General features: G+C 67.1%; 9 protein-coding genes. 8 read left to right on the top strand and 1 reads right to left on the bottom strand.

Annotated elements, in window-relative coordinates; translation table 11 throughout:
* Positions 1-21: 21 nt before the first annotated feature.
* Positions 22-411 (bottom strand): DUF2237 family protein, encoded by a 390-nt coding sequence (locus OG203_RS13320; protein WP_040737431.1) that lies wholly within the window; start codon positions 409-411, stop codon positions 22-24.
* 119 nt (positions 412-530) lie between these two features.
* On the opposite strand from OG203_RS13320, the gene ftsY reads away from it, so the two are divergent.
* From ftsY to OG203_RS13280, 8 genes are all read left to right on the top strand, one after another.
* Entirely contained in the window at positions 531-2309 is a 1779-nt protein-coding gene (gene ftsY, locus OG203_RS13315; RefSeq protein WP_405165956.1) for a signal recognition particle-docking protein FtsY, read from the top strand.
* 436 nt (positions 2310-2745) lie between these two features.
* Positions 2746-4101: an ammonium transporter gene (locus tag OG203_RS13310; RefSeq protein WP_405167866.1), complete on the top strand. Its 1356-nt coding sequence runs from the start codon at positions 2746-2748 to the stop codon at positions 4099-4101.
* A gap of 5 nt (positions 4102-4106) precedes the next feature.
* Positions 4107-4445, top strand: coding sequence for a P-II family nitrogen regulator (locus OG203_RS13305; RefSeq protein WP_040737447.1), 339 nt, complete (start codon positions 4107-4109; stop codon positions 4443-4445).
* A gap of 65 nt (positions 4446-4510) precedes the next feature.
* Entirely contained in the window at positions 4511-7003 is a 2493-nt protein-coding gene (locus OG203_RS13300; RefSeq protein WP_405165955.1) for a [protein-PII] uridylyltransferase, read from the top strand.
* Between the two features lie 118 nt (positions 7004-7121).
* Positions 7122-7436: a hypothetical protein gene (locus OG203_RS13295; protein ID WP_357378324.1), complete on the top strand. Its 315-nt coding sequence runs from the start codon at positions 7122-7124 to the stop codon at positions 7434-7436.
* Positions 7437-7583: 147 nt separating this feature from the next.
* Positions 7584-9149: a signal recognition particle protein gene (ffh, locus tag OG203_RS13290; RefSeq protein WP_405165954.1), complete on the top strand. Its 1566-nt coding sequence runs from the start codon at positions 7584-7586 to the stop codon at positions 9147-9149.
* Between the two features lie 364 nt (positions 9150-9513).
* Positions 9514-10608, top strand: a complete 1095-nt coding sequence (locus tag OG203_RS13285) for an amidohydrolase family protein (protein WP_405165953.1) — start codon at positions 9514-9516, stop codon at positions 10606-10608.
* Between the two features lie 196 nt (positions 10609-10804).
* Positions 10805-11788: an LLM class F420-dependent oxidoreductase gene (locus OG203_RS13280; RefSeq protein WP_405165952.1), complete on the top strand. Its 984-nt coding sequence runs from the start codon at positions 10805-10807 to the stop codon at positions 11786-11788.
* The last annotated feature ends 11 nt before the right edge of the window (positions 11789-11799 follow it).

The raw sequence follows: 11799 nt of genomic DNA, 5'->3' as shown, positions 1-11799 counted from the left end.
CTGCCGCCGGGGATGGGCGATTTACAACAGGTCGCTGACGTCGTTGGGCACGTCGACGGCGTACTTACGCAAGATGTCCATCGAGATCACTTCCAGGGCGTTTTCGTGCGTGGCGGCCAGCACTACGGGTGCGGCGACACCGTCCTCATGCGCGTGTAGCCATCGCACGGCCACCACGCACCACCGGTCTCCTGGTTGCAAGCCCGGGAAGTTGTTCTCCGGACGCGGCGTACTCAGATCGTTGCCGATGGACGCCTGGTGCTCCAGGAATTCGGCCGTGACGACGGTGCACACGGTGTGGCTACCGAGATCCTCCGGCCCGGTGCTGCAGCAGCCGTCCCGGTAGAAGCCGGTGAGAGGATCGGTGCCGCACTCTTCCAGCGGCCCCCCAAGCACGTTTCGATCGGTCACGTCGCCGATCCTATTGCCACCTCGCGAGAAGTTCCGCAGGACAAGAAATCTCGGGGGTTGTGTCTCGGCGCCGGGGCGGCGTGGTAAAGCAGGTCGCTCCGTTCTGCAAGGATGGGCGCGTGAGTTCCGAAGCCTGGATCCTGATCGCCGTCGTCGCCGCCCTGCTGCTCGTGGTGCTTGTTGTCGGTTTTGTCCGGTACAAGCGCTCTCGGGTATCGCTGACGCCGCCGCCCGTCGACAAAGAACTGACCGACAAGTCCGGTGGTTACGCGGCGTCGGGCGGATTCAGCTTCAGTCAGGGCGGTACCGCGACGAAGCCCGCGCCGCAACCGGTCGAGCGGACCGACACAGACGGCCAGCCGCACGTCGGCGACGACGCGGCCATCCCGCGGGACGCGCCGAAGCGCGGCATCACGAATGTGTCGCTGCCGGACACCGACATTGTCGAGGCGCCGGAAACCGAGCCGGCCGCCGAATCCGGCGCGACTGCCACCGACGTTGGGACGGAATCGGGGGCGAAAGAGGCTGGCACGACGGCGGCCGCTGACACGGTCGAATCCGGCGCCGCACCCGCTGGAGCGGGCACAGCACCCGCTGAGTCGAGCACAGCACCTGCCGAATCCGGCACTGCGCCGACGGGGTCGGGCACTGCGCCGACTGAATCAGATACTGCATCGACCAGGTCAGGTACTGCGTCGAATGAATCGGGGACTGCGCGGACCGGGTCAGGTACTGCGTCGACTGAATCGGGGACTGCGCCGACCGGGTCAGGCACCGCGTCGACTGAATCGGAGACTGCGCCGACCGAGTCGGGCACCGCGTCGACTGAGCCGCGCACCGCACCTGCTGAGTCGGGCACGACACCGGCTCCGACGGCAGCAGCTGCGGCTCCGAGCGGAACAGGCACGGCGTCGACCGGCACCGCCGCCCCCGACACCGCCGCAGGTGCCGAAGCTCCAGCCCCCCTCGAAGACATCGACCCCACCGCAGGCCGCCTCGTCCGCCTGCGCGGTCGCCTGTCGCGCTCGCAGAACGCGGTCGGCAAGAGCCTGCTCGGCCTGCTCGGCGGCGGCGACCTCGACGACGACTCGTGGGAGGAGGTCGAGGACACCCTTGTCCTCGCCGATCTCGGCACCGCGAGTACCGCCGCCGTGGTGTCGCGACTGCGCGAGGAGATGGCCTCCCGCAGCGTCCGTACCACCGACGCGGCCCGCGCGGTCCTGCGCGACGTGCTGATCGAGGCGCTGCGCCCGGAACTCGACCGCTCGATTCGTGCGCTGCCGCACGCCGACCACCCGTCGATCCTGCTCGTCGTCGGCGTCAACGGCACCGGAAAGACCACAACCACCGGCAAACTCGCGCGCGTGCTCGTCGCCGACGGCCGCCGCGTGCTGCTCGGCGCGGCCGACACCTTCCGTGCCGCCGCCGCTGACCAGCTGCAGACCTGGGGTGAACGGGTCGGCGCCGACACCATCCGCGGCAAGGAAGCCGCCGATCCGGCGGCCGTCGCCTTCGACGCGGTGAGCGCGGGCATCGAGCGCGGCGTCGACGTGGTGATGATCGATACCGCGGGCCGCCTGCACACCAAGACCGGCCTGATGGACGAGCTCGGCAAGGTCAAGCGCGTCGTAGAGAAGAAGGCCGCCGTCGACGAGGTCCTGCTGGTGCTCGACGCCACGGTCGGCCAGAACGGTCTGATGCAGGCGCGGGTCTTCGCCGAGGTGGTCGACATCACCGGCGTGGTGCTCACCAAGCTCGACGGAACGGCCAAGGGCGGCATCGTCTTCCAGGTCCAGCACGAACTCGGCGTTCCGGTGAAACTGGTCGGCCTCGGCGAGGGCGCCGACGATCTGGCGCCGTTCGAACCGGGCGCGTTCGTCGACGCACTCCTCGGCTGAGTCGCCCGGCCCGGCCAAAAGCCGGTGGCGGATTCCGAGTCAGCGTGCTGATTCTGCGTTGGCCTGGATTGGCGGGGCGGAGCGGATCAATTGGCGGTGCGCGTCGAATTCGGCGCGGCATCCGTTGAGTTTTCGGTGAAAGGCATCGCAAACGGAATGTTTGCTAGCTCTACTCGCAAGTAACCGCATATCCCTTTTGTCCGATGCTAGCTTTTGCTCAGCCCGGAAACTCGGGGCGTAAACCACGAAACGTGGAAGCAACACAACTGGCCCATCCGTTCACGCAGGTGAAACACGCCAGCTCTGTGGATGAAACACCAAGTGAGGACCCTTCTGTGCAGGTCCATTTGCCGGAGTCGGCAGGGCCCGAGATGAGGAGGACTTTAAGGTGGCATTTCCCCTTACCGGTGCACCGGACACCGGTGACACCGCTTGGATGCTGGCGAGTTCAGCGCTGGTGTTGTTGATGACGCCCGGTCTGGCATTTTTCTACGGCGGCATGGTTCGTTCGAAGAACGTGCTGAACATGATCATGATGAGCGTCAGCGCCATGGGTTTGGTCGGCGTCCTATGGTCGCTGTACGGATACTCGACGGCATTCGGCGACAACAAGTTCGGCGTGATCGGTGACCCCGCGCAGTTCTTCGGCTTGAAGGGTCTGATCACCGGCAGCTCGGTTGCCGAGGTCAAGGACTCCACCGGCACGGTCACGTCCGCGGCGGTGAACATTCCACTTGCGGGCACCATCCCGATGAGCGTGTTCGTCGCCTTCCAATTGATGTTCGCCATCATCACGGTCGCCCTCATCTCGGGTGCGGTCGCCGACCGCCTCAAGTTCGGCGCCTGGCTGCTCTTCGCGGGCATTTGGGCCACGGTCGTCTACTTCCCGGTCGCGCACTGGGTCTTCGACTTCGACGTGACAGACCCCAACACCAAGGAGATCATCCATCATGGTGGGTGGATCGCGAATCAGTTGAAGGCGATCGACTTCGCAGGCGGTACCGCGGTGCACATCAACGCCGGTGCGGCGGGCTTGGCCCTGGTGCTGGTGCTCGGTAAGCGCAAGGGCTGGCCGACGACGGCGTTCCGTCCGCACAACCTGACGTTCGTGATGCTCGGCGCCGGTCTGCTGTGGTTCGGCTGGTACGGCTTCAACGCCGGTTCGGCATTGGGCGCCAACGGCACCGCGGGCTCGACCTTCATCACCACCACCTTCGCGACCTGTGCGGGCATGCTCGGCTGGCTGCTCGTCGAGAAGCTGCGTGACGGCAAGCCCACCTCACTCGGTGCCGCGTCGGGTGTCGTGGCTGGTCTGGTCGCTATCACCCCGTCGTGTTCCTCGGTGAACGTGCTCGGTGCCCTCGCGGTCGGTGTAGTCGCCGGCGTTCTGTGCGCCCTCGCCGTCGGCCTGAAGTTCAAGTTCGGCTTCGACGACTCGCTCGATGTTGTCGGTGTCCACTTGGTCGGCGGCATCGTCGGCACTCTGATGGTGGGTCTGTTCCTCGCACCGGAGTCGCCCGCGGCCGTGTCGGGGCTGTACGCGAACACCAAGGGACTGTTCTACGGCGGCGGCATCGACCAGCTGTGGCGGCAGGCGGTGGGTGCCGGTGCGGTACTTGCCTTCTCCTTCGTCGCCAGCCTGATCATTGCCTATATCGTGAAGTTCACCATTGGGCTGCGAGTCAGCGACGAAGCCGAGGCAGTGGGCTTGGACGAGTCCGAGCACGCGGAAACCGCCTACGATTTCGCCGCGCTGGGCAGCACGGCACGTTCGGCCGTCAAGGAGGCATGACGAACATGAAACTGATCACCGCAATCGTCAAACCGTTCACACTCGAGGACGTCAAGACCGGGCTCGAGCAGGCGGGCGTGCTCGGCATGACTGTCAGCGAGGTGCAGGGTTACGGCCGCCAGAAGGGTCACACCGAGGTCTACCGAGGTGCCGAGTACTCCGTGGATTTCGTGCCCAAGGTTCGGGTCGAGGTGGTCGTTGACGACGCGTCCGTTGACAAGGTCGTCGAGGTGATCGTCGAGGCCTCGCGTACCGGCAAGATCGGTGACGGCAAGGTCTGGGTCACTCCGGTCGACACGATCATCCGAGTGCGTACCGGCGAACGCGGTACCGACGCTCTGTAACGAATATCGATCGAGCGGCGGCCCCGCCTCCCACCGGAGCACCGGTCGGGGCGGGGCCGCCTTGCATGGATGGGTGGTGTGTTGTGGGCAGCAACGGGCACGACGGCAGCCGGGGGACCGGAGAAGCCAACGGCGGCAAGGTATCCAATGGAGCGGCCGATCTGGTCCGCGCTCGAACTCAACTGCTCGACGGCGGCATGCCGCGCAACCCCCGCCTCGACGCCGAATCCTTACGACAAGCCCTGGTCGACCTTTATGAACTGTGGCTCACCAGCAAGGGCACCGAACTCGGCATCGCCAGGGAAAGCGGCCTGGCCGTGGTCGCCGTCGGTGGCCTCGGCCGCAGGGAGATGCTGCCGTACTCCGATCTTGACCTGGTGCTGCTGCACGACGACGTCGACCCGGCCAGGGTCGCCGAGGTGGCCGACCAGCTCTGGTACCCGCTGTGGGACGCCCACATCAAGCTCGATCACAGCGTGCGGACCGTGCCGCAGGCGCTGCGGGTGGCGTCCGACGATCTCATCGCCGCGCTCGGCATGCTCGAGGCCAGGCACATCGTCGGCGATCAAGACCTGAGCAATCTGCTGATCGGCGGGGTGCGCCGGGAGTGGCGGACCGGGATCCGGTCCCGATTCGACGAGCTGATCGCCCAGGCCGAGGCGCGGTGGCAGCGCAGCGGCGAGATCGCGCATCGCGCCGAACCCGATCTGAAGAACGGGCGCGGCGGCCTGCGCGATATCCAACTGCTCGACGCGCTCGCCATCGCCCAATTGACCGATGCCATGCCGGGACTCGGTCCTGAGGTGCCAGGCGGCGGCGTGAAACAGGCCCATCGTCGGTTGCTGGATGTTCGCACCGAGCTACACCGGGTGGCGGGTCGAGCCCGTGACCAGCTGCGAGCCCAGGATGCCGACGAGATCGGCGCGGCGCTGCGCATCGGCGACCGCTTCGATCTCGCCCGCACGCTGAGCGATTCCGCGCGAACGGTGAGCTACTCGGTGGATGTCGGATTGCGTACCGCGGCAAACGCTTTGCCACGCCGCGGTCTGGCCCGCCTTCGTCGCATGCCGGTGCGCCGACCACTCGATGAGGGGGTGGTCGAGCACGCCGGCGAGGTGGTGCTGGCCAGGGACGCGCGGCCGCAGCGCGACCCCGGCCTCATCCTGCGGGTGGCGGCCGCGTCGGCGCAGACCGGGCTGCCGATGTCGGCCACCACGCTGAACCGGCTCTCCGAAGACGCGCCCGAGCTACGCGAACCGTGGCCCAAGGACGCCCTCAACGACCTGCTCGTGTTGCTCGGCGCGGGCCGCGGCGCCATCGACGCGATCGAGGCGCTCGATCGAACGGGCTTGTGGGGCAGGCTACTTCCGGAATGGGGCGCCGTCCGTGACCTGCCGCCGCGCGACGCCCTGCACACCTGGACCGTCGATCGTCATCTGATGGAGACGGTGTCCTACGCCAGCGCGATGAGCACTCGCGTCGCCCGGCCGGACCTGCTCGCCCTCGGTGCGCTGCTGCACGACATCGGCAAGGGTCGCGCGGGCGATCACAGCGTCGTCGGCGCCGAACTGGCCACCCACATCGGCCGCCGCCTCGGCCTGTGGCCGTCGGACGTGCGCACCCTCAGCGCCCTCGTGCGTCATCACCTGCTGCTCCCGGACACCGCGACCCGCCGCGACCTGGCCGACCCAGCCACCGTCCAGCTCGTGGTCGACGCGCTCGGCGGCGATCCGGAACTCCTTGAACTGCTGCACACCCTGGCCGAGGCGGACTCGCTGGCCACCGGCCCCGGCGTGTGGGGCGACTGGAAGGCCTCGCTGATCGGCGATCTCGTTCGACGTTGCCGACTGGTCATGGCGGGTGGCGAGCTGCCGACGCCAGAACCGATCGCGCCGGAGCTGGTCGCCAAGGCCAAGGCGGGCGGCGTGCACGTCGAATTGAAGCCGGGGGAGAGCAAGTACGCCTATATCGTCACCGTGATCGCGCCGGACAGCGCTGGCCTGCTCTCCGACGCCGCCGGGGTGCTCGCGCTGCACTCGCTGCGGGTGCTGTCGGCCTCGCTCGGTGTCGAAGGTGATTCCGCGATAGACACTTTCGTGGTGTCCCCGAAATTCGGTGACCCGCCGGATGCCGGACTGTTGCGCCAGGAATTGATCCGCGCCATCGCCGGTGACCTGAACGTGCCTGCCGTGCTCGCGAAACGCGAACGCGAGGCGGGCGGCCTCGGACCGAGCCAGTACGCACAGGCGCAACCGCGGGTGCTCTGGTCCGCTACCTCGGTGCCGGGGCAGGTGCTGCTCGAACTGCGCGCTGAAGACCGGCTCGGTGTGCTGAGCCGCCTCGCCGCCGCCTTGGAGGACTCAGGCGCCGACGTCCGCTGGGCGAAGGTGGTGACCATGGGCTCGGCCGTGGTCGACACCTTCTGCCTCGAACTCGGGTCCGCGGACAGCCCAGATCGCCGGGCGGACATCGAAAAGGCGATTCTGGCCGTCGTCCCGCGCCCGGCGCCGAAGAAGCCAGAAGACGGCATGCCCGGGCCGGAGATCATCGGTTCCTGACCTTCGCTATCGAGTAACCAATCTGTTGCACATGATTTGCTGGAACTCATATCTCGAGGCTCCCTCACGTTCTACTATCAGAGCGTCTGGCTATCGCTAGCATGAGGGGAGTACGTCGGTGGCAATAGAAGTTGTTTCGGCGTCGATGATGACGAGCGACGAGACCACGCACATGGCGCGGTGCGTCGGCGGGGATCGCTGGGTTGTTTCCTGGCTACCGGGTCGGACATTGACCGGACAACAGGCTGTGACCGCCATGACCATCGCCTCGACGGTCGCCAACTCACGAATCCCCACCACCACGGAATGGGCCATCCTCGATGATCTTGCACTCGAGCTCGGATTGACCGCACGCGAAGCGGTCTACATGGTGGCCAAGGAGAATCACGACTATCGCAAGACGGCGAAACCGCGTCGCCGGTCACTCGAATAAGACCTGCCGTCCGCGTGGGAAATAGGTCGACCGGGAAGCGAAACGCCCCGGTCGATTTCCGGCGTGTTCATCCCCGTGCGCGGTCATGCGGGAGATCCCATTACCCTGGGAGGCAATTGACGTCCCCCGAGATCAGGAGCGCGATCGGTGTTCGAATCCCTGTCCGACCGGCTTACCGGTGCCCTCAAGGATCTGCGTGGTAAGGGGCGTCTGTCACCGGCCGACATCGACGCCACCTGTCGTGAGATCCGGCTAGCCCTGCTCGAAGCCGACGTCGCGCTGCCGGTGGTGCGCGGCTTCATCGCCCGAATCAAGGAGCGCGCCAAGGGCGCTGAGGTCTCCGCGGCGCTGAATCCGGCGCAGCAGGTTGTCAAGATCGTCAATGAGGAACTCGTCGGAATCCTCGGCGGCGAGACGCGTCGGCTGACCCTGGCCAAGAACCCGCCGACCGTGGTCATGCTGGCCGGTCTGCAGGGTGCCGGTAAGACCACCCTCGCCGGCAAGCTCGCCAAATGGCTTAAGGGACAAGGACATCAGCCGTTGCTGGTGGCCTGCGACCTGCAGCGTCCCGGCGCCGTCACCCAGCTGCAAGTGGTCGGCGAGCGCGCGGGCGTGCCTGTGTTCGCCCCGCACGGCGGCACCTCCATCGGCGGCGGCGACAACGCGCTCGGTGTCAGCGCCGCCGACCCGATCGAGGTCGCCCGCGCCGGTATCGACGAGGCCCGCGCCAAGCAGTACGACGTGGTCATCGTCGACACCGCCGGTCGCCTCGGCATCGACGAAGAACTGATGCGGCAGGCCGCCGGCATCCGCGACGCCGTGCAGCCGGACGAGACGCTGTTCGTGCTCGACGCGATGATCGGTCAGGACGCGGTCACCACCGCGGAAGCCTTCCGCGACGGCGTCGGCTTCACCGGTGTCGTGCTCACCAAGCTCGACGGCGACGCCCGCGGTGGTGCCGCGCTGTCGGTGCGTGAGGTGACCGGCGCGCCGATCATGTTCGCGTCCACCGGTGAGAAGCTCGAGGACTTCGACGTCTTCCACCCGGACCGGATGGCGAGCCGCATCCTCGGCATGGGCGACGTACTCAGCCTGATCGAGCAGGCCGAGCAGATCTACGACCAGGGACAAGCCGAGGAAGCCGCCCGCAAGATCGGCAGCGGCGAGATGACGCTCGAGGACTTCCTCGATCAGATGCTCGCCATCCGCAAGATGGGCCCGATCGGCAACCTGCTCGGCATGCTGCCCGGCGCCGGCCAGATGAAAGACGCCCTCGCCGCCGTCGACGACAAGTCCCTGGATCGGGTGCAGGCCATCATCCGCGGCATGACCCCCGCCGAACGGGACAACCCGAAGATCATCAACGCCTCCCGCCGCCTGCGCATCGCCAACGGCTCCGGCGTCCAGGTCTCCGAGGTCAACCAGCTCGTCGACCGCTTCTTCGAAGCCAAGAAGATGATGGCCATGATGGGCCGCCAAATGGGCATGCCCGGCTCCCGTCGCGCCAACAACAAAAAAGGCAAGAAGGGCAAGAAGGGCGGCCGCGGCCCCACCCCACCCAAGGTGCGCGGCGGCCTGCCCGGCATGCCGGCGGGAATGCCCGGGCTGCCCGCCGGCATGCCCGACATCTCGAACATGCCCGCCGGACTGGACCAGTTGCCGCCCGGCCTCGAAGGTTTCGACTTGTCGAAGCTCAAGTTCCCCAAGAAGTAAGACCGGTTACGCCGCCCCGCACCGAGATCACCGGTGCGGGGCGGTTTTTCATGCGAGCGCCCCGCACACGAGATTTGCGACGATTCCTACGCAGCGCAGGATTCCGCGCGCGGCCACCTCCACATTGCTGCCAGCACGCGAGTCGGCCTCGGTCAGCCCCAAGCGAGCGTCCCGGCGCGCGGTGTGTTCCGCTGTGCACGGATCCGCTAGCAATTCCGTGCGCGGCGGCAGAACTCATGCGCGGCGGGAGTGTCGGTGCGCGGCATGGTTGTGGGGCTGCCGGTGGTGGGGCTGTTGTCGTCAGGGCCCCTGGGTCTGGCCTAAAGTCGCGGGAGGCGGGGTCGGCGACGTCCAGGAGGTTGATATGCATCTGCGGGGTGTGGTTCTCCCTGGTGCGGAAGTCCGCGATCTGTGGGTGCGGGATGGGCTGGTGTCGTTCGAGCCGGTGCCAGGGGCCGAAACGCTGTGTCGCACAGGGTGGATCGTGCCGGGGTTGGTCGATGCGCACTGTCATGTCGGGATTCGGTACGGCGGGGGAGACGAGGACCGCGAGGGTGCGGTCGCGCAGGCCGAGACCGAGCGGGATGCGGGCGCGCTGCTGTTGCGTGACGCCGGGTCGCCCATCGACACCCGGTTCATCGATGAGCACGAGGAACTGCCGCGGATCATCCGTGCGGGCCGACACATCGCCCGCCCCCGCCGCTATATCCGTGAACTCGGCATCGAACTCGACGACGAACGCGACCTGCCGGAGATCGTCGCCGAACAGGCCCGCTTCGGCGACGGCTGGGTGAAGATCGTCGGCGACTGGATCGACCGCTCCGTCGGCGACCTGGCCCCGCTCTGGAGCGACGCCATCCTCAAAGAGGCCATCGACGCGGCCCACGCCAATGGCGCCCGCGTCACCGCGCACGTCTTCGGCGAGGACGCGCTGCCCGGCCTGATCGACGCGGGCATCGACTGCCTCGAACACGGTACCGGCCTCACCGACGACACCATCGAGATGATGGTCGAACACGGCACCGCCCTGGTCCCGACCCTCGTCAACATCGACACCTTCCCCGAAATCGCCGACAGCGCAGGCAAATTCCCCACCTATGCCGCGCACATGCGCGACCTGCACCGCCGCGTCCGCAACACCGTCGCCAACGCACACGACGCGGGCGTGCCCATCTTCGCGGGCACCGACGCGGGCGGCTCTATCCGGCACGGCCGCATCGCCGACGAGATCAGCGCCCTCGGCAAGGCGGGCCTGTCCACCCACGACGCCCTCGGCGCCGCCTCCTGGAACGCTAGAACCTGGCTCGGCCGCCCAAGTATCGAACCCGGCGCCCCCGCGGATTTCGTTGTCTACCAAGAGGACCCGCGCATCAATCCCGAAGTGCTCACCACTCCCTACGCCGTAGTCCTGCGCGGCCGCCTCTACTCCAACCACGGCCCTATCACCGGCCACCGGTAGCGGGGCCCTCCGATCGGAGGCGGCTTTGGCCCCTACCCTGTAGTCCTGCGCGGTCGCCTGTACTTCCGCCACGGCGACGGCCCCTTCCGCCGGAGGCGGCCTTCACCCCTACGCCGTAATCCCGCGCGGTCGCGTTGTTGGGCCGATTTCACCTGATCATGATCGGAGGGCGGGCGCGCGCGTATCGTCGGGCGGTATGAGCATTCGTCTCGGTTATCAGATGCCCAATTTCAGTTACGGACAGCCGGTGGGTGAGCTCTTCCCGACGGTGGTCGCGCAGGCCAGGGAGGCCGAGGCGGCGGGGTTCGACACCGTGTTCGTGATGGATCACTTCTATCAGCTGCCCGGTATCGGTACGCCGGAGGATCCGATGCTGGAGTCCTACACCGCGCTGTCCGGTATCGCCGCGTCGACCGAGCGAATTCAGTTGTCCGCGTTGGTGACCGGCAATACCTACCGTAATCCGGCGCTGCTCGCGAAGACCGTGACCACGCTCGACCTGGTCAGCGCGGGCCGCGCGATCCTCGGCATCGGCGCTGGCTGGTTCGAGCTCGAGCACAAGTCCTTCGGCTTCGAATTCGGCACCTTCACCGATCGTTTCGAGCGGCTCGATGAGGCATTGCAGATCATCAAGCCGATGTTGCGCGGCGAGCACGCCACCTTCGACGGCAAGTGGTACCACACCGACAACGCCATCAACGAGCCGCGCCTGCGCGACGACCTGCCGATCCTGCTCGGTGGTTCCGGCGAGAAGAAGACCTTCGCGCTGGCGGCCCGGTACGCCGACCACCTCAACATCATCTGCAACGCTTCGGAACTGCCGCAGAAGATCGCGGCTCTGCATCAGCGCTGCGCCGAGGTCGACCGCGATCCGGCCACCCTGGAGGTCAGTTACCTGTGCTTCCTGATGGTCGACGAGGACGGCGATCAGGCCCGCAAGGAACAGCGAGACATGCTGCAGGGCATCGGTATAGACGTGGACGCCCTCTCGGAGGAAGAACGCAAGCAGAGCATCGCCGATCGCCAATTCGTCGGCGCGCCCGACGAAGTCGCCGAGCAGCTGCAGACCAGGGTGCTCGACCAGGGCGTGCAGGGCATCATCGTCAACATGATCACCAACGGGCACCAGCCCGGCGCGGTCGACCTCGCGGGACGCACTCTCGCTCCGCTGGTCCGGTGACCATTCGAGCC

The organism is Nocardia sp. NBC_01499 (assembly GCF_045040275.1).
Classification (GTDB): Bacteria; Actinomycetota; Actinomycetes; order Mycobacteriales; family Mycobacteriaceae; genus Nocardia.
Note: the sequence above shows the minus strand (reverse complement) of the source record. Positions and strands in the feature narration are given on the sequence as shown.